Origin of the sequence: Clostridium sp. CMCC3677 (assembly GCF_023845585.1) — a bacterium.
GTDB lineage: Bacteria > Bacillota > Clostridia > Clostridiales > Clostridiaceae > Clostridium > Clostridium aquiflavi.
The window spans coordinates 37,971-60,071 of the sequence record NZ_JAMQHS010000006.1; the positions used below are offsets into that span (position 1 = coordinate 37,971).

26 protein-coding genes, 1 tRNA gene and 3 pseudogenes are annotated in these 22,101 nt (G+C 26.8%); 4 read left to right on the forward strand and 26 right to left on the reverse strand.

Features of this window, described 5'->3' with window-relative positions; all coding sequences use genetic code 11:
- Positions 1–124: 124 nt before the first annotated feature.
- A pseudogene (locus NG901_RS08500) lies at positions 125–240 on the forward strand (winged helix-turn-helix transcriptional regulator); the annotation flags it as partial.
- Between the two features lie 450 nt (positions 241–690).
- On the opposite strand, the gene NG901_RS08505 reads toward NG901_RS08500, so the two are convergent.
- From NG901_RS08505 to NG901_RS08605, 22 genes and pseudogenes are all read right to left on the reverse strand, one after another.
- A complete protein-coding gene (locus NG901_RS08505; protein ID WP_252213605.1) occupies positions 691–2,490 on the reverse strand; it encodes an AIPR family protein in 1,800 nt (599 codons plus the stop codon).
- A 162-nt stretch (positions 2,491–2,652) separates the two neighbouring features.
- Entirely contained in the window at positions 2,653–3,384 is a 732-nt protein-coding gene (locus NG901_RS08510) for a YwqG family protein (protein WP_252213607.1), read from the reverse strand.
- A 137-nt stretch (positions 3,385–3,521) separates the two neighbouring features.
- Entirely contained in the window at positions 3,522–4,415 is an 894-nt protein-coding gene (locus NG901_RS08515) for a DUF1266 domain-containing protein (protein ID WP_252213609.1), read from the reverse strand.
- A gap of 241 nt (positions 4,416–4,656) precedes the next feature.
- The gene (locus NG901_RS08520) at positions 4,657–5,292 is read right to left on the reverse strand and encodes a hypothetical protein (protein ID WP_252213611.1); all 636 of its coding nucleotides are present in this window, start codon (positions 5,290–5,292) and stop codon (positions 4,657–4,659) included.
- Positions 5,293–5,359: 67 nt separating this feature from the next.
- Entirely contained in the window at positions 5,360–5,770 is a 411-nt protein-coding gene (locus NG901_RS08525) for a peptide deformylase (RefSeq protein WP_252213613.1), read from the reverse strand.
- A gap of 132 nt (positions 5,771–5,902) precedes the next feature.
- The gene (locus NG901_RS08530; protein WP_252213615.1) at positions 5,903–6,205 is read right to left on the reverse strand and encodes a hypothetical protein; all 303 of its coding nucleotides are present in this window, start codon (positions 6,203–6,205) and stop codon (positions 5,903–5,905) included.
- A gap of 465 nt (positions 6,206–6,670) precedes the next feature.
- The gene (locus tag NG901_RS08535; protein WP_252213617.1) at positions 6,671–7,417 is read right to left on the reverse strand and encodes an alpha/beta fold hydrolase; all 747 of its coding nucleotides are present in this window, start codon (positions 7,415–7,417) and stop codon (positions 6,671–6,673) included.
- 677 nt (positions 7,418–8,094) lie between these two features.
- The gene (locus tag NG901_RS08540) at positions 8,095–8,343 is read right to left on the reverse strand and encodes a spore coat protein (protein WP_252213619.1); all 249 of its coding nucleotides are present in this window, start codon (positions 8,341–8,343) and stop codon (positions 8,095–8,097) included.
- A 12-nt stretch (positions 8,344–8,355) separates the two neighbouring features.
- A complete protein-coding gene (locus NG901_RS08545) occupies positions 8,356–8,541 on the reverse strand; it encodes a hypothetical protein (protein WP_012424239.1) in 186 nt (61 codons plus the stop codon).
- A gap of 122 nt (positions 8,542–8,663) precedes the next feature.
- Positions 8,664–8,770 (reverse strand): annotated as a pseudogene (locus NG901_RS08550) (manganese catalase family protein); the annotation flags it as partial.
- Between the two features lie 232 nt (positions 8,771–9,002).
- Positions 9,003–9,482, reverse strand: a complete 480-nt coding sequence (locus NG901_RS08555) for a hypothetical protein (RefSeq protein ID WP_252213621.1) — start codon at positions 9,480–9,482, stop codon at positions 9,003–9,005.
- A gap of 275 nt (positions 9,483–9,757) precedes the next feature.
- Positions 9,758–10,555 carry a DUF4097 family beta strand repeat-containing protein gene (locus NG901_RS08560; protein WP_252213623.1) on the reverse strand — a complete coding sequence of 266 codons (798 nt, stop codon included), beginning with the start codon at positions 10,553–10,555 and terminating at the stop codon, positions 9,758–9,760.
- A gap of 196 nt (positions 10,556–10,751) precedes the next feature.
- The gene (locus tag NG901_RS08565; protein WP_252213625.1) at positions 10,752–11,570 is read right to left on the reverse strand and encodes an MBL fold metallo-hydrolase; all 819 of its coding nucleotides are present in this window, start codon (positions 11,568–11,570) and stop codon (positions 10,752–10,754) included.
- A gap of 347 nt (positions 11,571–11,917) precedes the next feature.
- Positions 11,918–12,712 (reverse strand): dimethylarginine dimethylaminohydrolase family protein, encoded by a 795-nt coding sequence (locus NG901_RS08570; protein WP_252213627.1) that lies wholly within the window; start codon positions 12,710–12,712, stop codon positions 11,918–11,920.
- A gap of 151 nt (positions 12,713–12,863) precedes the next feature.
- On the reverse strand, positions 12,864–13,079 hold the full coding sequence (locus NG901_RS08575) for a DnaD domain protein (protein ID WP_353847552.1): 216 nt from the start codon (positions 13,077–13,079) through the stop codon (positions 12,864–12,866).
- 36 nt (positions 13,080–13,115) lie between these two features.
- Positions 13,116–13,241 carry a hypothetical protein gene (locus NG901_RS17155; RefSeq protein WP_286675187.1) on the reverse strand — a complete coding sequence of 42 codons (126 nt, stop codon included), beginning with the start codon at positions 13,239–13,241 and terminating at the stop codon, positions 13,116–13,118.
- Positions 13,242–13,393: 152 nt separating this feature from the next.
- Positions 13,394–13,657, reverse strand: coding sequence for a hypothetical protein (locus tag NG901_RS08580; RefSeq protein WP_252213629.1), 264 nt, complete (start codon positions 13,655–13,657; stop codon positions 13,394–13,396).
- Between the two features lie 285 nt (positions 13,658–13,942).
- Entirely contained in the window at positions 13,943–14,194 is a 252-nt protein-coding gene (locus NG901_RS08585) for a hypothetical protein (protein ID WP_252213631.1), read from the reverse strand.
- Positions 14,172–14,300, reverse strand: coding sequence for a DUF3990 domain-containing protein (locus NG901_RS08590; RefSeq protein WP_252213633.1), 129 nt, complete (start codon positions 14,298–14,300; stop codon positions 14,172–14,174). The genes NG901_RS08585 and NG901_RS08590 overlap by 23 nt, the downstream gene beginning before the upstream one ends.
- Positions 14,290–14,511: a DUF3791 domain-containing protein gene (locus NG901_RS08595; RefSeq protein ID WP_003372001.1), complete on the reverse strand. Its 222-nt coding sequence runs from the start codon at positions 14,509–14,511 to the stop codon at positions 14,290–14,292. Before NG901_RS08595 ends, NG901_RS08590 begins: the two co-directional genes overlap by 11 nt.
- 239 nt (positions 14,512–14,750) lie before the next feature.
- Positions 14,751–15,752, reverse strand: a complete 1,002-nt coding sequence (locus tag NG901_RS08600; protein ID WP_252213635.1) for a GGGtGRT protein — start codon at positions 15,750–15,752, stop codon at positions 14,751–14,753.
- A gap of 25 nt (positions 15,753–15,777) precedes the next feature.
- On the reverse strand, positions 15,778–16,470 hold the full coding sequence (locus NG901_RS08605) for an iron-sulfur cluster assembly scaffold protein (protein WP_017826199.1): 693 nt from the start codon (positions 16,468–16,470) through the stop codon (positions 15,778–15,780).
- A gap of 247 nt (positions 16,471–16,717) precedes the next feature.
- Between NG901_RS08605 and NG901_RS08610 the strand changes: the two genes are divergently transcribed.
- Positions 16,718–16,804, forward strand: a tRNA-Leu gene (locus tag NG901_RS08610).
- A 105-nt stretch (positions 16,805–16,909) separates the two neighbouring features.
- Here NG901_RS08610 and NG901_RS08615 read toward each other — a convergent pair.
- The gene (locus tag NG901_RS08615; protein ID WP_252213637.1) at positions 16,910–17,104 is read right to left on the reverse strand and encodes a hypothetical protein; all 195 of its coding nucleotides are present in this window, start codon (positions 17,102–17,104) and stop codon (positions 16,910–16,912) included.
- A 432-nt stretch (positions 17,105–17,536) separates the two neighbouring features.
- Here NG901_RS08615 and NG901_RS08620 point away from each other — a divergent pair, with 432 nt between their 5' ends.
- Positions 17,537–18,295: a hypothetical protein gene (locus tag NG901_RS08620; protein ID WP_252213639.1), complete on the forward strand. Its 759-nt coding sequence runs from the start codon at positions 17,537–17,539 to the stop codon at positions 18,293–18,295.
- A 224-nt stretch (positions 18,296–18,519) separates the two neighbouring features.
- Here NG901_RS08620 and NG901_RS08625 read toward each other — a convergent pair whose 3' ends face one another.
- Positions 18,520–19,074: a hypothetical protein gene (locus NG901_RS08625; RefSeq protein WP_252213641.1), complete on the reverse strand. Its 555-nt coding sequence runs from the start codon at positions 19,072–19,074 to the stop codon at positions 18,520–18,522.
- A gap of 82 nt (positions 19,075–19,156) precedes the next feature.
- Positions 19,157–19,402: a hypothetical protein gene (locus NG901_RS08630; protein ID WP_252214020.1), complete on the reverse strand. Its 246-nt coding sequence runs from the start codon at positions 19,400–19,402 to the stop codon at positions 19,157–19,159.
- 397 nt (positions 19,403–19,799) lie between these two features.
- Here NG901_RS08630 and NG901_RS17305 point away from each other — a divergent pair.
- Positions 19,800–19,967: pseudogene (locus NG901_RS17305) on the forward strand (DUF1659 domain-containing protein); the annotation flags it as partial.
- A 130-nt stretch (positions 19,968–20,097) separates the two neighbouring features.
- On the opposite strand, the gene NG901_RS08635 reads toward NG901_RS17305, so the two are convergent.
- Positions 20,098–21,606 (reverse strand): DUF1846 domain-containing protein, encoded by a 1,509-nt coding sequence (locus NG901_RS08635; protein ID WP_252213643.1) that lies wholly within the window; start codon positions 21,604–21,606, stop codon positions 20,098–20,100.
- Positions 21,607–22,101: the final 495 nt, after the last annotated feature.

A 22,101-nucleotide genomic window follows, 5' to 3' on the forward strand; every position in this document is an offset into this window, starting at 1 on the left:
CTAACAAGTATGCACCTTTTAGTAACTTGATATTATTTAATCATTAAAATCAAATGTATTGACTAAATAAACTTTCTTTACTATCATCTTAAATAATTAATCTATTACTTAAGGAGATGTTGATTTGATCAAATATAATAATAAAAATATGTTTGTTTGCTTGATTTAGCAATGGATTTTATCCGTGGTAAATGGAAGGCTGTTATACTTTGCCACCTTCTTAATGAACCTAAAAGATTTAATAACTCTATGGCTTTGTGTTGCAAGTGGAACTTTAAATAAAGATGAAATTAAATCATTTGTATTAAAGAATAAAAGGTAGTAAAATATTTGCTTACTACCTTTTAGTGTTTTGTATTTAATTCGTTATAATTTCCCCTATAACTTCTTATTTATCTATCACTCAAACATTATCTTCTTCTTTTATCATTTCATTTTTTGTTAATTTGCCACTTATTGTAATACATTATTTTTACATACAAACTGCCCTATCCAAGTAATTTATATTAAGTGAAGTTTTTTCTAAATTGCTATATTTAATTTCATTCTCCCCAATTTTAATTTTTTCATAAGAAAAGAAGAAGTATTTCTAACAGAAACTTCCTCAATATTTATACTTTAGAGTAACCTTTAGTATAATGTACTTTTCTATGATCCTCTTAAGTAAATTTAAAATTACCGTGCTACTATTTACATATTATTTTCAACGTAGTCTAATATTAAGGTTGTAGTATCTTTTCTTTCAAAAGTTTTTCTATCCGAAAGAATTTCATTTATATCTCCTTTTTTACTAAGACTAGCCTCTATAACTTCAATAGCCTTCTTCAATACTTCATTAGTTTTATTATCATCTAAAAGAACTTTTTCTATAATTCTGCTATTTTCTTCTGATTTTTTATCTATAGTTAGAGTAAACTTTCCTTTAGGACAACATAAATACTTTAACAGCATTATTATATGCCATCTAGCTCTTCTAAACCTTTTTCCCTCATCCTGATTTTGAACAAATCTCTCTACTTTATACCATGCTAGTCCACTTACATAATATGAATTAAGAAATGATATATGTGAATCCTCAAATAATAATCCTCTAGTTTTTTTCTCTACCTTCCCATATTGTCCTGAAACTTCATGTGGCATATCAAAAAATAATGCTGATGTTGCTTTAATTTGAAATGGTATATTAACTATTTTAACTTTGGGAATATTTTCATCTCTATATTGTTCTGTTCTACGTTCATAATATAGTGGATATTTGTTTCCTTTAGACTTAGTAATATAATATTGTTCTAGAGTTTTTTGAATAGTCGATAATGCAACTAACTGCTCGGCTTTAAGTGGCGTTTGGCTATTTGTTGCTTTTATAATTGAATGTTTTGTATCTTCATCTTCTGTACCAATTAGTCTTACTGGAAGATAAATATCCTTAACACCAGAAATTTTTTCTAGGCATTCAAATATTACATTGCTAGTTTGGCATCCATTAACTATTTGATAGTTTGTAAGAGTTAATTCCTCTGAATTTATTGCAACGGAATCTGCAATTATTGTAATTCCATTGTTCAATAAGCCAAATAAATAACTTTCTTCACCTAATAATTGTTTCTTCATACTTGAATTAACTTCAAGTTTTTCAGAAGCACCTAAATAAAATCTTATATTATCATTAAAGATTCCTTTTCTAAGAACCTTTTCTCCATTGATATCTTCAGTTAATAACTTTTCGAATTCTTCCAGCTTCATTAGCCCATAATATCCATTTTTAATTTTATTGTGCATATCCTTAGGATATGGTACCGGTTGCTTCGATAATGTTACACAAACTTCTAGTCCTGATACAGTTTTTTCATGTAATTCCATTATCTCTTTTATTCCTAAAAAGTCTGGTTTCCTTACTTCACTAAAAAGACTTTTTTCTCTTAAATCAGCAACTCCCATTGATATCGTTGATTCTAAATGAACATCGTTTAGATTTATCTCTTTTGATGATAAGGTTATAAACTTCATACTTAAATTAGGTGCTTTTTTAAATCTTGAACTCTTTGAATATATATACTTAGTAATTTCCCATTGGTTTAAAAGTTCTGGTATTTCACACTTTGAAAAATTAAAAAATCTTCTAATTCCATTTAAAAAATCTCCAATTTCTGTACGATCAAACTTATCGGAAGTTTTTACTTGGGTAAACATGAAATTCACTTCAAATTTTTTAAGTCCTTCTATAACAGAATCAACATCTTCTACACTTGTTACAATTCTGTCAGCTACAAAAATTGCTATTCCATCTATCCCAAAAGCTGTACCAGTCTCCATGTCTTGATATGTAACACTAGGATCATTAGAGTAAACTGATAATATAAGTGAATTAATAAATTGTTCAAATACTGTATGTTGATCCTTTGCTTTATTTTTAGAAATTTCATTTTGCTCAATAAAATTCTCAATATATGATTGTATAACTGGATGTGAAACATTGGTTATTTTCGACATTATTGTTCTCCTTTGATTTTAACTTTTTTCTGCTAAATTACACCTTATACAACTAAATTATACCATATTAAGTATACTTAAATATATCTTCATACATAGAATAAAAATCCCATACTCTCTTATTTTTCGATTTACAAGTTTTGTAAAATCTCTTAAATTTCATTAGCAGCATTGCCAATCATATTTTACATTTGAAAAGTCTCTATTTTTTAAATCCTCTTCACTAATAAAAAAATTGCAATTTCCAGAATCACCAAACATAATTCCACATTCATCTTCTATATCTAGTTGTAATAATAAAATATTATGTTCTTTATAATGCTCTGATTCTGATTGAACAAAATATGGATAACCTCCAATTCTACTGCCTGCACCATCAAAATCATCCCACTTTTTATTTTCTTGTTCTTCATTAAGTCCATCAAATAATTTATTAAAATCTTCACAAGGACAAGTCATTGGCATTTCATTTATTTGAAAGTTCATTTTTCCTTCTTTATAAAATGGTAAAAAATCCTCATAATCCTTCTCATATGGATTTTCACTAATTAATTTACTCTCATCCATTGTATATTCTTCAATATATCTAACTTTACATGGATACTCATAACCATAACAGTCATCATTATGAACAAAAAATTGAAGCAATCCATTTTGTGGCATATTTTTTAATTCTACTAAATCAGATAAATTAATTTGAGCAATAAACATCATTGGATTGTTTTCCTCATCTAAGGGATAATCATTAATATTTTCAAGATAAGGACATCCCCCTAATTTACTTTCCCATGGCTTTGTTTTCCCTGCTTTAAAAGCAATTTCGTTACTTTTACGAATAGTTGTTTTTATAATTTCTTCATATTCCTTAAATAATTCTGGTACTTCATACTTCATTATTTTAATCACCTCTTAATAATAGTTTGTTCTGATTATATTAAAAGTGTGGAAATAATATTAAATTATTATTTCCACACCTTCAAATTTGATCAAATAATTGTATTTAAATAAATAAAATAAAGTCCTATTTATATTTATAGAGTGTTTAAATCTTTATTAAAATAGTCATTTTCAAGTAAAGTTTTTACCCCGTTAACTCTCTCATTTATCATAACAGGTCCAAAGACTATCTTCTCTTCATAGAAATAGCATACACCAATTAAATAGTCTATTATAAAATCTTCCATTGAAGCAAATTCTTCATTAATTAGATTATGTACTTTTGGTTTGAATTCTTCAAATTCTTCTAAATTTATTAAATCACATGTTAATGATTCTCTTAATAATAAGACAGCTCTTTGAATATTAAAAGCAGCTATATGTTTTGAACTTTTTTTGTTTTTAATATTTTCAAATTGTAAATTATGTTTTTTCAATATTTTTTCAAACCACTTATTCTTGTTTATATCAAAGTCTATATCTGAGAAATTATTTTTATCCATTAATTGTTCCAAATTTGCATAAAGCTGATTTTTATTCTCAATGTTCCAACTAGCACCAAGTGAAGCAAGAATCATTTCTTTCTCATCTTTACTTTTATAATCTCGTACTTCTAAACAATTAATAAATCCCTTTTTATTTTTTTCACCTTTATTATGTTTATCTAAAGTAGCTTCAGTAATTGAAAATAATGCTCCTATTTTAACTAAAAATTGAGATGCTTCATCTGTGCATTTAAAATGAATAGTTTTATTAATAGCCTTTTCAAATGAAATAACACTTGTTTTCCAAATAAATCTTACGACAAAAACAGCTAACCATTTAATAATATTTACAATAACAGCGGCTAAAAAAACGCCTATTAAAAGCTTACCTATTTTATCACCCATATAAACTGATATTAATTCCTTGAAATAAAATAAAATAACCACAATAATAATCGAGAGCAATGTTGTCCCTATATGCTTTTTTAATGTCCCCCCATACATATTAAAAAATCTCCTTCCATATTAATATTTTTATGTTTCTATATTTATTATACATAATTATATATAATAACCAAGTTAAAATATGTAACTAATGTAATAAGCTTACTACTAAGGTTTGGGACATTCATATAGAACTTAATGGCAAAGAGAAAAAGTACACATCCAACTATGAATAATAATTATTATTATAAACATAGTCATTTTCCACTTAAATGACTATGTTTATATGAAAATAATATATTTAACCCCTATTATCATAAACTTCCAAATTAAATTCATTATCAATTCTACCAACTGTAGCCAATAATAAATAACCATCACATTCATTACTGTTTATCTCAAATTCTAAACCATACTCTGATAATTCCATAAATGATGGCATAATAGTACTTAAAAGCTTTTCTACATCAATCATTGGTAAATATTTATTAAACACATCTATTCCAGATATAGTATCTACTGGTTTATTAAAGACTTCATTACAAGCCTCTTCATAATTTTTGCCACTAATTTTATCATAAAGTGTTTCTTCATTTATTATTTCTGGAATTTTATCTTTAATAATAAATGAAGGAAATTCAGCATTTGAACATTCCCAAAATTCAAAATAAGTATCCGTTAAATCTTCAAAAAGCCACATTATAAATTGATTTTTTATCTTATCAATATTTTCATTAACATTAGAAATAAATGTATTATATTTTTCTGTTAAAATTTTCATTTCCTCTTCTCTCTTTGACACTGTCTTTTCTATTTCAGAAAAACATACTTCTTCTTCAATACTAATCATATCTGAATTGTAAGTACCCAAAAAACCTAAATCGATACTATTATTACAATATAAGTTATTATTATCATCTATCTTAATTTGAAACATAATCATACCTACTTTCATTTTGCAATTAACTACCTTATTATGCTAAGTCCTATTTTCATGTCTACAACTAAATTATAATTCCCTCAAAATGATCCATTTCATGTTGAATAATTTGTGCTACAAATCCAGTAAACACCTGCTTCTTTTTCTTGAAATTTTTATCAAGATACTGAACTTCTATTATTTCATATCTCTTTGTTTTTCTAAATCCTGTTAAAGATAAGCAGCTCTCTTCTGTTTCATAAATCTTTTCTTTTTTTAATATAATTGGATTCACCATAGGTATAATAACTTTTCCTGCTACAAATACTAATATACGCTTTTTAACTCCAATCATATTTCCAGCCAAGCCAACACAATGTTCTATGTTTACTTTTAAAGTATCTATTAAATCATCAATAACAACCTTATCTCTTTTTGTTGCCTCTTCTGATTTCTCCCCTAAAAATAATACATCTTTTACAATTGGTTTTACCATAATTTATCTTCCTCTTCTTTCATTATCTGCTTTAAAATTATCTGCTTTAAAATTTATTCAACATATTGTTATTTAATTTTTTGCCATAGTTATCAGTCCACTTTTTCATGTTGTATATGATAAATAATAATTTTAATAATATCCATTTTCACATAATAGTTCATAGCAACTGTTTACTTCTTCATCAGTAAATAATTTTGCATATTTAGGTTCTACAATAGTCGCCTCCATTGTTAATTTAATGCATCCTTCTTCTACTAATTTAGTAAAACAATCAGATGTTCTACCTTTTCTTAAAATTTCTTGCGCAGTTCTAACTATTCCAAATCTCTCTATTGTTTCTAGAAATTTTGTCATTTTACAATCATGTTCTTTTTCTGCTATTTCACATTTTTTTATAACTTCCTCTTGAAGTTTCTTCTCTAAAGTTTCCATTTTTACACTCCACTATTAATTATTTTTTATATTACTATTTTTATTTATTATACCGTATTTTTACTTATAAGAATAGCTTTAGCCTAGTAATATCAATACTTAAGTATATAAATATCCCTTTCCAATATTAAGTATGCTTATTTATTATCCTTGATTATTAAAGGCTATAGAAGAGAATATTTTGATGCATTGATATTAATTTTAACTTTCTATTAAAACCGTCTATAGCTTCAAAAGCAAAAATATTGCAATAATAATGGATGATGTATTTAATATTTGGGCTATTTTCTTGTTATTATTTTTTTTATTTATAGTTATAAGACAAATTGTGAAAACTTGAATAATAAAGTATAACACTCCAAATATTTCAAAATATGTTTTGGTATCATATGAAATCATTATAATTTCTCTCTCCTTAAAAAGTAAACAGGCTATTCTCCAGTTATTAACGAATTCTATGATAATTTAGTTTAAAAAATTTAATATTAAATTTCTAAACTCTTTTTTATTGCTAAACATAGCAGGATGATTTCCATTCTTAAAAATAATTAATTTAGAATTTTCTATTTTTAAATTGATGCTTTTTAATATACTTTCAATATTAGGTATTAAATCATCTTTCAAGCTTCCTGTAATCAAAATATCATTTTTTATATTACTAAGATTACAATCAAAAAAATTACCTTTATTTCTTGAAAAGTTTATAATTAAATTTGTATTTTGATCAATAACATTTTTCCAATCAAAGCCATGCATAATAAACCAAAATAACTTTGAACTTAACTTACTTTTTGCTATTTTTCTATCATATAAAATTTTTTTAGCAAACTCATAAGATAAATTTTCTCCCATAAAACTATCCACAATTATTTTATTGAATAAAGCTGGTTCTTCTAATACAGCACTTAAAGCAATAATAGCTCCACCGCTTGTACCTAATAAATTAACATTGCTAATACCTATATGTTTACACAATTCAATAACTAACATAGCATTAAAATGCCAATAGTTTAATGGTAATTCATTTACTCTTTGAGATTTTCCCTGACCTACTAAATCTAACAAAATTACTTTAAAGTTTTTAGAATAGAATTTTAATTCTGGTATAAACATTTTTGAGGAAGCTGTATCCCCATGTATGATAACTAATGGTTTTCCTTCACCATATACTTTGTAATAAATATTAAAATTTTTGTATTTAAAATAAGACATTTTTTACCTCCACGTAATAAACATAATAATTTTTCTACATAGTCTACACGGGAGAATTAGTAATTACTCTTACATATAGACTATTAAAGTCTATTAAAAATTCCCATACTTTTCACTCCTTAATTATATTAGTTAACTGCTACTGATATGATTTTCTTCATTTTTCATAAATTCAGGAAAATTCTTCATGTTTAATACCTACATATTCTTATTATATTAATAACTCTTGCAAGAAAATTATAACATATTTTACAAATTTAAAATTGTTTAAATGTTAAACAATTTAGTTTATAATGTCTTGCTATTGTTTATAATATTTTAGAATTGAGCAATAAAAAATATGACACTTTCATTTCTGAATAATTCTATATTTCAATCTGCTTTTTTCATATGGCACATTATTCAATTTTTAAGGAAAATCTTCATGTTTTGTTTCATCAAATCCACATGCCCGTAGCAATTATAATATAAAAATAAAGCGCCATAACAATTAAAAATCATTACAACTCTTTATATATCTAATACTCTTATTTAACATATCTACTATTTGCCATTCTTCATATTGTATTAGAATTGCGAACTAAAAAATACCGCACATTCATTTTGAATAATACGGTATTTACATAAATTTAGTTTTGTAATTTTATAAAATTAAATTTACAAAGCTATATAAGTTACTATCCTTGGGACATTTCTTGTTTAACAACTGCAATTTCTTCTGGAGTTGCTGGTTGTGCTGGTATATAATATCCTTTTTCTTTAGCTTTAGTAAAAAGATTATATTGACGATATTCATCTTGATTTCTCATTTGCTGAATTGTTTCACGTAATTGTTGATTTTCACATTGAGAAATTATACCACCATATCCTGCTAAACTTGCATTTAATCCAGCAAGATAATCACTTATCATTTCTTTTTCTTGCATATTTTACACCTCCTAATTTAAAAATTCCATTAATTTTGCTTTACTTGCTTTTGCATCTTCAGAATCTTTTTTTAACATTTCTTTTAATGTTGGATCAGTACATTGTTGTGAATAGTATTCTAACTTTTTCTCAATAGTACAATGAGCTCCAATTAAATGACGTAGATTTTGTAGTTCAAGCTGATTTAAATTTGCCATTATTTGCACCTCCAATTTAATAACTTCACTACTTAATATTTTCAATATAGAATATGTTTATTCATTTTTTAATAAATTTTTTATTTCTGAATCTTTTACTCTAAACTTTGAGAAATATATTACATAGCTGCTTTAAGCTCTCCATTTCCATCACCTAACTGTTCGCATATTTAGGATTAGGTCTTTCAACTTTCACTTCATACAACAACTGTTTTTTGTGTTCAAAAATTTATATTTTTCTTGCTAATATTCAATACCATATTATTCAATTTTCAAAGATCAGTTTTTCTTAACAAGTTCGTAATATTTACAAATTGTACACTTAATAAGAATTACGTAAAAAAACACCTAAGATAACTAAATCCTAAGTGTTTCTAAAAAATTCTGATGGCCATAAATAACTTTATTCTATGAGAATTTTTTCATACTCTTTAAATAGAGTATATTTTCCTATAAAGACTTTATAAATAATCTTTATTCTTAATTATTTTATTTCCTATAATTTTATACTCAGCAGGATATTCCTCTACTTTAAAAGGTATTGGAGTTTCCTCTATTCTATTATTTTCAGCTAAATACCTTATATGAACATCTTCATATTTTTCACCTTTGCTTAACCAAAAGTAGTCCTCCATACACATTGCCCTAGTTCTTCTACATAATTCCCAAAAGTCATAATCTATTAATCCCATAACCTCTAATATCTCATCTATATTTGCTCTTTCTTTTGGAACAACCCTATCTTCAAGCCAAAATACAATATCATCATGAGAAGGTTTATAAGATATATTCCAGTTTTTATAACTATACATGCCTAATGGTAGATACTGTCTATTTATAATTTCATCATATTTTTCAAAACTAAATTTTTTAGTATTTGTATCATAAATAAGATCCCCAGCAGGAACATCTTTATACATTAATATATACTTGTCTATCATAAAATCTCCTTCTGAATTTTTGAATGTTTATTAAATTATTGATTACTCACTTCAATTTATCATTAATCTTGTCTATATTATATCAAATATTAATTTTTTTAAACTTAACTACATTAAATGTACAATAAAAAAGAATCTACCAAAATAGTCTTTTAAAAGTGTCTATTCTATAGGTTCCATTTTACTTTGTACATGGATTTTATATTATTATCTCCAAAATCATCTAATAACTTTTGAAAATAACTAATAATATTTCATTTTTTCATTATAAAAATCTAATTTCCCACATTTATTGAACCTATTCCAACTGATAAATCAAAAGTATACTTTTCCTCACCTGATGTTTGAGCCTTAATATTATAATGTCCATCCCCTTTTTCTGTTACTATATTAACTGGAGAATTTTTAGGTATTATAATATCAATATCACCAACGCCCCCTTCATATTCAAGATTTCCACCTACTTCTGCCATTTTAAGTTTTAGTTTTCCCACGCCTCCATTGATTTTAATATCTCCACATTTTTCTTTTAAATTTAAATCAAATTCACTAGCTCCTGACTCTAAATTTAACTTATCAAATTTAATATCTTCACATTTTGATTTTACTGAGCCACCGCTAATATCAATGTTTTTAGCTTTTATTCCTTCTATATCTAATATTCCTGCTCCTTGATCGAATTTAAAATTCCCTTTAAATTTTGAAGGAACCATAATATCTAATCTAGATATATTCTTTTCACCATTCATATCCAACCTACTTGATTTATATTCTTTTTCAATTATTTGAATTTCATGACCAGTTCTTTTTACGCCAAAACCATCACTTTTTTGAGAAAGTTTACCTGTCACCTTTACTTCTTCCCCATCGTAACTCTTAATAGATACCTGAGCTGCATAAATTTCTACGTTAATATCAGTTGCATTATCAAGCTTTATTTTTTCATCTATAAGTTTATTTTCATTTGAAACTTCGCTTTCTTTATTAGATATGGTAGTTTGAGTTTTAGTATTACATCCTACAGATGAAATTAATACTATTCCTACAATAGCTAAAATCAATATTTTTTTCATTATTATTACCCCTTAAAAACTTATTTACCTATTACTTAATTATATTATATAATTTTTTCCATAATAATTAATTTTTACTTAATTTAATGCTCAATAATTGTATATTTGGGTTTTAGAATATAAAAAAATATTACTGAAATTTTTCTTTTCAGTAATATTTAAAATAAATATGTTAATTATCTTTTATTTCTAAAATCTATTTCATCATTTCCAATCTTTCATAGCATAAGTTACGAAACAACTGACAGTATTTACGAAATCCACTTTGTCCGATTAAATAAATGTTTGACATATAACTCATTCTTTTTTGTGAATATGCAATACGTTCCAATCCATTATCTAGTCCTGTATGATTACTAAGTGCTATCTCTACATTTTTATCTTCAGCTTGTTCCATAAAGTAATCTAATGACTTCATGTAAATCACAATGCCTTCTATATTTTGAGGTGGATTAGATCCTCCCCATAAAGCTGCTTGATACGTCTTATTATTTTCTGTTACATTAAATATAAAACTAAGGCCACCTGGTGTATGTCCTGGAGTATCATAAACATAAATTATTTTATCCCCAAGAATAATTTTATCTCCATCCTTAACATAAACATCAATTTTATAGTCCTTCCATGTCTCAGGTCTATTCTTTTTTGCTGGCTTTTCTTCCCAAAATATATCATCTATTTTTGATAGATATGTTTTAGCATTAGAGGCATTTACAATCCACTTTCCACAGCCTGTATGATCTACGTGTCCATGAGTTAACACCAACTTTTTTATATCTTCTGGATTCCAACCAACATCTTTAATTGCAAAAACAATTGCATCAAATGCCTCTTCACATGGCCATATAGCATCTATAATAATTAATCCTTCAGTAGTTTTTAAAACAAAACAGTTTGTTTCTTTTTGTGCAATAATAAGCAAATCGTCAAATATAAGTGAATGAGTAAAATAAGACATATCCTCCATTCCTTTTATTGTTTCCATTGTAATTATTGGTTTTTCTAATCTTAACATATAAAATTCTCCTTTGATAATCGTATTATATTATTTGCTAAAACGATGTACAAAGTTTTATATTAAAATAACAATACTGCACTTAAAAAAGTTTAAAAATAAATATTCCTTTATTTACAATATCATTATTTTTGATGAATCTTTCTCTCTGTACAACGCCCATCATTTTATGTGCACAGAGTTAATTCGATTCTTTGGATGCATTTTTAAATATATTTTCATTATTTTCTTTCCTTTACTTTCATTAAATTATTTATATAATAATAGTGTCACGTATAATTAAATACTATAATATTTTTTATATAATTCCAACTGAATTTCTTTTCTCATAGTCCAAACGTCATGTTTTATTTAGATGATATTGGAAGTGTTGTGCAAGTCAATGCTCCACCTCCCTTTATTATTTCTGAGTAATCTATATAAATCACATTTATTCCATCTTTATCAAGGATTTCACATAGTTTTTTGCTAGATGAAATTACAGTATTATTTCCTATTGTTATAAAGTTTGCTGCTAAATTCTTTGCTTCTTCTTTTTCTATATAATAACACTTCTTGAAACTCTTTTCTATAATATCCATATCATATATATAATCACTAATTACACAACTATCTTGTGATATTACATTAAATACACAATCCAAATGCAGCATTTCCTCCTTATTAAATCTTATAGGTACAACCTTATAATCTTTATTTTCTTCCTTTAAAATTTTCTCAAGTTCATTTATCCCTTCTATTGATGTTGCATTGCTTTGTCCTACAAATACTGTGTTATCATGCAACACCACATCTCCTCCTTCTATAAAATTATTTATCTTTTTTACTTTTATATTATTCCCCTTAAAGAATTCTTCTAAGGCTTTATATTCTTCAGTCCTACTTTTAGCCTTCATTTTTCCTATAAATAAAATCTCATCTATAGCAAATGCTATATCCCTTGTATAAACTTGAGATATTCCATACTTAGGATCTAAAAAATAAGTTACAATACCCTCTTGTGATAGTATATTTATGAAGTTATTGTACTGCTTAAACATTATTTCTTTATTTATTTCCTTTTTTTCTACCTTATAATTTACTGGATAACACAATATTACTTCTTGTAGCTTGTTATATCTATTTTTCAAGTTTATATTCATATTTTATTTCTCCTTCTATATACTTAACACCCAAAACATTAGGTATTAATTACATTACCACCCTAATAGCCTCTTTTCCAAATCATCATAGTCATACTCCCTAGGTTCAAAATTATTAAATTTCAAATTAGTACCCTTTCTTTTTGATTTATCATGAACTCTTCTTTTTATCCTTTCCTTTAAACTTGTCATATTTACTTGGATACCATTCTTTTCTCCAATTTTTTAGTATGCCATTAATGTAATTCATATTTTCCTTAGTAAACTCTAATGCCTTATTACTTGCCATCTTAACATTATCATATCCATGACTAGAAATAGCTAGCTTAAGAGAACATAAGTTAAGTCCACCAATTACTCCTGTGATACTTTCATAATACTTAAGTAACTCTCCTGCATTAACTTAAAGACTGTCTATATTACTTACCACATTACTAATAGTATTTCCCCCATTTTCTATTACATGTGACTCATTATTATTTTTATAATTATTTTCAATTCTACATGAATTATTATCTTTATTTCCCACTTCACGTAATTCATCTAAAGTTTTATCTTCTTCAAAACGTTTATTATATAAGCAAAAAATAATCTTATTTCTAGACTATCTTTATTCTTTCAATAAATGATTATCTTCTTGGATTTTCAAATGCCTCTCTAGAATTAACTTTTATTTATCAACTATTTCTTAAATATATTTATACCAGATAAAATGCTTATTAGTAATAAAATACCAAGCCTTATCCAATCCATAATAAGTGCTAAATCTCCACCTAATACAACATCTAAAGATGTATTAAATTCATCAACATAAACTCCCGTATTCCAAAATAATTTAAAACCCTTTATGTTAAGTTCAATATTAAATTCACAATTTTTAGAATTATGTTTTAATGCTATCAATATCAATAATACCAATATAATTGATATTGATATTATTAACATTCCATGTAAAGAACACAAAAAATACCTATAGAGGAGATACTTTTTTCTAAGTGTCCACTCTATAGGTACCATTCTATAAAAAGAGCAACTAAAAAGTTACTCTTTTCATCTATATCAACATGAGTTATTAATGCATATATAAATCCGTTGACAATCCGTTGACAAATTAATATTTTGTTGTAACAACAAAAGACTATTTGTTCATTTCTTCTTCAACAGCAACAGCTACTGCAACAGTGCATCCTACCATCTAAGTTGTTACCCATTCCGATAAGACCCATCATTTCAATGTGAGCTAATATTATATTTTTTCTCCCATTCTCTAAATAATTCATCAACAATGTATTGAGAACTTTCAGCCCATAAAACAGATTCTGTGTTTTCAAGTGCTTTATATGTGTTAGATTCATAAAATTTTTTAAGGACTTTTTCAAATGTTTCCCCTGTTTTTTCACATATAATGCTAATAATTTTTTCAATCTTCATTATAATATCTAAAGTTATATCTTGTCCTTTATATGAATATTTGTTCATCATATTCATATCTCCTAAAATCTAGTTTATCTTTAGACTTCTTTAAATCTATTTTATCAAATACTGTATTAGTTCCATGAAATAATACTAATTCATTATTAATTAACATATCCTTTTCTCCTAATTACATCTTCAACAAAATTTATACTTTCCTCTAAACTTTGAGTATGTAAAACATCATATTGAGAACGTATTAACTTAATAATATCATACCTATTAAATATATCTAAAGCCTTACTACTACTTATGTTATGATTATATGCAAAACCTTCAATGGCTTCTATTACTAATAAATTTTTATCATGTTCTATACTATTCATACTAAGCCCCCAGCTATTCTTTATTACACATATCTTAACATTAAAATTACACCTCTTCAAATATATTAAAACCTATTTTTCCAAATACCTCATTATTAAACTCTAAATTCTTTATCATAACACTAATTGTTACCAAACATAAATTTATACAAAAAATACCCACATTCACAGATCCTAAAATCTATAAATGTGAGTATTCATATAAGCTAATTACTCAGCTTTAACAATTAGTCAAAAGACTATTTGTTCATTCCTTCTTCAACAGCAACAGCTACTGCAACAGTACATCCTACCATTGGGTTGTTACCCATTCCGATAAGACCCATCATTTCAACGTGAGCTGGAACTGATGATGATCCTGCGAATTGTGCATCTGAATGCATTCTTCCCATAGTATCAGTCATACCGTAAGAAGCTGGACCTGCTCCCATGTTATCTGGGTGAAGAGTTCTTCCAGTACCACCACCTGATGCTACTGAGAAGTATTTCTTACCTTGTTCCATACATTCTTTTTTGTATGTTCCTGCAACTGGATGTTGGAATCTTGTTGGGTTAGTTGAGTTACCAGTGATTGATACGTCAACGCCTTCCATATGCATGATAGCAACACCTTCTCTAACATCGTCAGAACCGTAACATCTTACTTTAGCTCTTTCTCCGTTTGAGTATGCTTTTTCTTTAACTACTTTAACTTCTCCAGTGTAGTAGTCAAATTTAGTTTGAACGTAAGTGAATCCATTAATTCTTGAGATTATGAATGCAGCATCTTTTCCAAGACCGTTTAATATAACTCTTAATGGTTCTTTTCTTACTCTGTTAGCTTTTTCAGCTATTTTGATAGCACCTTCAGCAGCAGCGAAACTTTCGTGTCCTGCTAAGAATGCGAAGCATTTAGTTTCTTCTCTTAAAAGCATAGCTCCTAAGTTTCCGTGTCCTAAACCAACTTTTCTATCATCAGCAACTGATCCAGGGATACAGAATGCTTGTAATCCTTCTCCGATTGCTTCAGCAGCTTCAGCAGCTTTTTTGCAACCTTTCTTTATAGCTATAGCAGCACCTAAAGTATAAGCCCATCCAGCATTTTCAAACGCTATTGGTTGAGTTTCTTTAGCTATTGTACATGGATCAATTCCTATTGATTCACAAACTGCTTGCGCATCTTCTAGAGTTTTCATTCCGTACTTTTCTAGTACTGGAGTGATTTGATTAATTCTTCTTTCATAACTTTCAAATATTGCCATAATAAAAATCCTCCTTTACAAATAATTATTTATGTCTTGGGTCCATTAATTCAGCAGCGTCAGCAACTCTTCCGTATTGTCCTCTAGCTTCTTCTAATGCTTTATTAGCATCCATACCCTTGCCTATGTTTTCCATCATTTTTCCTAAATTAACGAATTTGTATCCGATAATTTCTTTATCTTCGTCTAAAGCTACGTCAGTAACATATCCTTCAGCCATTTCTAAGTATCTAGGTCCTTTAGCAAGAGTTCCGTACATAGTACCAACTTGTGATCTTAGACCTTTTCCTAAATCTTCAAGTCCTGCTCCTACTGGTAATCCACCTTCTGAGAATGCAGTTTGAGTTCTTCCATAAACTATTTGTAAGAATAATTCTCTCATAGCTGTGTTTATAGCGTCACAAACTAAATCTGTGTTTAATGCTTCTAATATAGTCTTTCCTGGTAATATTTCTGAAGCCATTGCAGCTGAATGAGTCATTCCTGAACATCCTATTGTTTCTACTAAAGCTTCTTCGATTATACCGTCCTTAACATTTAGAGTTAATTTACAAGCTCCTTGTTGTGGTGCACACCAACCTATTCCATGAGTTAATCCTGATATATCAGTTACTTCTTTAGATTGTACCCATTTTCCTTCTGCAGGAATTGGTGCTGGTCCGTGATTAGGACCCTTAGCAACTACACACATTTCTTCAACTTCTTTTGAATACATCATATAAATTTGCTCCTCTCCCTAATTAATAGATAAGTACTATAATAAAAACTTAAAATTTATCTTTTTTAATATAGTACTGGGCTTAAAAACATCCCACCGGGATATCAATGCCCTATTCCTATTCTAGCAAATGATTTATTATGTAACAACCTTTATTTAAAAATTTTGATAAAAAAAACTTAAAAGATTTAACTTGAATTATATTTTATACTATGGTAAAATATCACTTGTTCAACAATATGAATATGCCGCTATGATGGAATTGGCAGACGTGGTGGACTCAAAATCCTCTGGTAGTGATATCGTGCCGGTTCGAATCCGGCTAGCGGCACCATTTATTTATAAGAATGGCTGTATTACTTGGTTTAAATACCTTGTAGTACAGCCATTTTTCTTTGTTTACTAATTTTTATTTATTGAATATTTCTAAAAGTTACTATTAATGAACAAGTAATTTTTTTATTTCTCTTACTTCTTCTATTGTAAGTCCTACTCCTTGTGCCACTATTTCTTCACTTACTCCAAGCTTTAAAAGATTTTCTGCTGATTTCTTTGCTTTTATTTCTTCACCTTTTTCTATTCCTTTTTCTATTCCCCTTTTTTCAACTTCAGGATCATATAAAGTTTTAGTCATCTTTAATACCTCCTCATTAAGCTTTTTATCATCATCATATTTATCATTTAAATATTCAAACAAGTTACCTATAACTGCGAGAATTTCTGAGGAACGTATTTCCTATGGAAATGTGGGCTATGTTGCTAATCTCATTCCTCGCTAAGCAACATATTCCTCTCCCCAAAACAACATCTAAAGTTCTATTTTACCCCCTTAGAAATTCTAAGCACCTTTACATTTACAAAATATGTTATAATCAATTTATCATAGAGATACATTTCAAAGCAAATAAAAAAAATACACTGAAGTCATATTAATAAACTTTATATAAATAAAAAGATACATTTTATATAAAATCAATTAATATATAAATAACTTCAAAACCGAATAATTTCCTATTATATACCTTACACACATAAAGCTATGAGCAAAAATTTTTAGGAGGAAAATATGTTTTATAAAGAAATAAAAGATTTATTAAATAAATTAGATAGTACCAATATTGAAGATCTCAAGCCAACTTTAACAAGAAAAGTTAATGAGCTTATTTTAAATATAGATGATGATAATATGTCTGATTGTGAGTTAGAAGAACTATGTGATTTCTTCATAATTAGAGAAACATTAAGAGAAGAAGTAAGACAAGAAGATTCCTTAAGTGAAGGATTACTTATAGAAAATTTCATAAAAGCATTTGATACATTTATAGAAGAAATTAATACTAAAGAATATATTTCAGATGCCATTGACTTAACCAATACTGCTATAAGAAGCATTGGAGGAATTGCACGAGGATTTAGGTTAATGAAAAAATACGCTCCAAAAGAAGGTGTTATTAACAATACTCCGTATTTAATAGAGTTAAAAGATGAATTTTATAAACAGTTACGATCATATGGAGCCAAAGGACTTTATGAAGAACACTTTGTAATATGTGGCCTTATTAATACCATAAAATTTGACTTAGAAGAGCAATCACAAGAACATGGAAGATACATTATTTCCTTTCTTACAGATTATGAAACACAAAAATTAAAAAGTTTTGAGGAATTTGAAAATGAACCTCATTTAAATGAATCTAAAATTAAAATGAAACGTGAGTTTGGAATAGAGCTTCAAAGAAGAATTTATTCATGGGATAACTTAACAAAAAAACTAACAGATCATTACTATTTAGAAAGTCTATATAAAGAAGAATGTGGTGATTAAACACGCATTTCACAAGCAAATTCTTAAATTCTAAAATTTATTTATTCTAAAAATCTAAACTTCTTTTCTTCTTAAAAATTTTAGATTTTTAGAATTCAAATCACAAATATTTTAACATTCGATAAATCAAAATAAGTACAACATTTAAAATACTGTTTAGCAAACCATCAAATATTTCAAAATTTAGCAAATTAAAATGAAGCATCTAATAAAAAATAAACATCTTAATTAATCGTATCCTCTGAAAATGTAACTGTAACTGCATTCACTATATCATAATCCTTTAACTCATCAGTATCATAAAAATTATTCATGCTAATTCCTATTTCAGATACATTTGATATAATTTGCATTACTAAAGGTATTTCCTTCTCACAAACAAAATCACATTCTTCATTCAATACCATAGCTCTTGTCATTCCTTTTGCATTATCATACAATTCTGCATTAGATTTAAACTTAACTATCCCGTCCCCATTTTCAATAGAAATTTGCAAATTTCCTTCATCTCTAAAACTCGAAATAGCTATCCTACCTTCTGTACTACTAATATCAGAAGATGCTCCCCCATTTCCTTGCCACTCACCATTAGAATTTAATGTTTTAAAATTCACATGTATTGACTTCACATTATTATTTAAAACATAATCATAAATCTTACAATCAGCTTCATTTTCAATTAACTTTAATAAACTTGCTTCCTTTTGCGTTAAATTAGAAAATTTGATTTCACCCTGATTTTTATTTTTACATCCAATTAATATAAAAATAAAACACATTATAATAAGAATAACTATTTTTTCTTCATAACATCCTCTCCTCCCAATTTTAGAGTTATTAATATGTTGTCATATCAATCTCTTACTTTAATTTAAATAACTTGTACTCTATAACCTTACTAACAACCAGTAAAATTCCTGCTAATATTATAAGAATTTCACCACTTATAATACCTAATTCTAAAAGTAGCCCTAAAATTATAATTACCACTCCTAAAATAGAATAATATAATTTATATAAATATACGTTATTTTTATCTGGAAATATATTAGCTAATAAAATATTCATTGCTCCCATTAATATAATAATTGCCCCTAATGTTTGCATTGACAAGGTATCATCTCCTATAAATTACTACTAAAAATATAAATTTAACATTGTTAATAAAAAGTAAAGATTTCTTAATTAAAATAAGATAAGAAAAATATTAAAGTAGATTTTAGTTCCTATTATTACATATATTCAATACCCCTTATTTATAACCTTCCTAAAAAATACTACAAATTAACAACTACTTTTCTATCAAATAAATTAATATACAAATCATGAATTTCATATCAATTAAAATTATTTGTTATGAAAAATTCCCCCTACCATGTAATTCTTCAATCCAACACATATATCCTATATGAAATCAAATTAAAGGAGGCAAAACATCATGGCTATTAGCAAAATTCAAACTGGTTATACCCTTGGTATCGAGGTATAAAAAGGAGAGGACAAATCAGATGTTCCTATTTACAATAAGAAAAATTTTTCATCTATAAATCCAAAAAGAACACCAGAAGAAATCTGGGAAGTTGCAGGGGCACTTGAAAAAATTCTGGCAAATGAATGTAGGAATTTCTTCATAACTGGAAAAGGTTCATTTGTAAAACCTCATTCAGCTTAATTAGTTCAAAGAGAAGTTAAAAAATTTGAAATAAAATAAAAGACTGTAATAAGATTTATTTTTATACAAATCTCATTACAGTCTTTTGATATTTTAATTTTTAACTAAAGCTCTGTTTTAAATAAACAATTTAGTTATTATAATAAAGACTTTCTGATGGATAATTAGGATCACATGTTACATCTATTCCTAATTTTCCTAAAGTTGTATCATCTGCTCTTGATAATATAGTTGTAGCGTGAGCTTGACAACCTCTTAATAAAGGTAATTTTTCCATAGCAACTTGTGCTGTTGGATTTGTTGCTGCTGAAATACTTAACGCTGTAAGAACTTCTTCACAATTTAATGATATATTCTTTTCATTAAAAGTCTTAGATTTTAAGTTCATTATTGGTTCTAATATAACAGGTGAAATTAAGTATATATCATCTGAAATATTAGCTAAATATTTTATAGCATTAATTGTTACAGCTGCAGCTCCATCCATTAAATCTGAACTCTTTCCTGTTAAAATTGTTCCATCATTTAATTCTAATGCTACTACTGGACAAATTTCATTTTCATCTGTAGCCATTTTTAACTTTGCAGATTTTTCTCTAGCTGGAAGAACAACTTTTCTATCAGTTTCCTTTAAGTCTACTTCTTCCATTATTAATTTAGATCTATCAAAAGTTTCTTTATCTGCATATCCTTTTTTATAATCGCAACCAGTTTTAAAGTATCTTCTTATTATTTCTTGCTTTGATGCTTCTTTAACTGCATCATCATCAACTATTCCAAACCCAACTCTGTTAACGCCCATATCAGTTGGTGATTTATAAATAGATTCTTTACCTGTAATCTTTTCTATTATTCTCTTTAACACTGGAAAGCTTTCAATATCTCTGTTGTAATTTACAGTAACCTTATTATATGCATCCATATGGAATGAATCAAGCATATTAACGTCCTTTAAATCAACTGTTGCAGCTTCATATGCAATGTTTAATGGGTGTTTTAATGGAACATTCCATACTGGGAATGTTTCAAACTTAGAATATCCCGCAGCATTTCCCCTTTTTGATTCATGGTATAATTGACTAAGACAAGTAGCAAGTTTTCCACTACCAGGACCTGGTGCTGTTACAACTACTATTGGTTTTGTAGTTTCAATATATGGATTTTGTCCGTAACCTTCTTCACTAACTATTGTATCAACATCTGTTGGATATCCTTTTGTTGATTTATGCTTATAAACTTTGATGCCTCTTCTTTCAAGCTTATTTATAAATACTGTAGTCGCTGGTTGACCATTATATCTTGTAATAACTACACTATTAACTTCTAATTCATAAGTTCTTAAGTCATCAATAAGTCTTAAGACATCCATATCATATGTAATACCAAAATCGCCTCTTATTTTGTTTCTTTCTATATCTCCTGCATAAACACATATTACTACTTCAACTTTTTCTTTTAACTTGTGCAGTAATTTAATCTTTGCATTTTCATCAAATCCTGGAAGAACTCTCATTGCATGTCTATCATTAAAAAGTTTGCCACCAAATTCTAAATATAGCTTATCATAGCTATCAACTCTCTCTAAGATATACTTTGATTGTTCCTCTAAATATTTTTCATGATCAAATCCTATTTTCATTATGTTACCTCACTCACTTCTTGCTTACTAAAAATTCATTATTACATTATTTCATAAAATAAGGTCATTGTAAATTTAATTTTTTCCACTTTATGAAATTTTAAATTAGCTTAATCTTGCTTGTATCATATCACCATAAATTCCCATCAACGCTAAAGTCATACTACATCAAACAAAAGTAATAAATCTTTTAATTTAATTCTTGATAAATTATTTTTTATATACAGCTTTTAAATTTTTTATATTCATAATTTTATATTTCCCTGTAATTGTTCACATAATTTATAAAAACAAAAAATATATTTAATATTAAAAACAACATATAATTGGTTTAATAAATATAAGTACATTGATTATGTTGATATGTATAAATAAATTATATTAAATATAATAATATGTGTTAAATATTGCAATTCTCCAAAACCTTAAATAAAACTATAATAAGTTTGTATTTTTTTATTTGGAGAACTTATTTTTTTAAAAGTATATGAATTT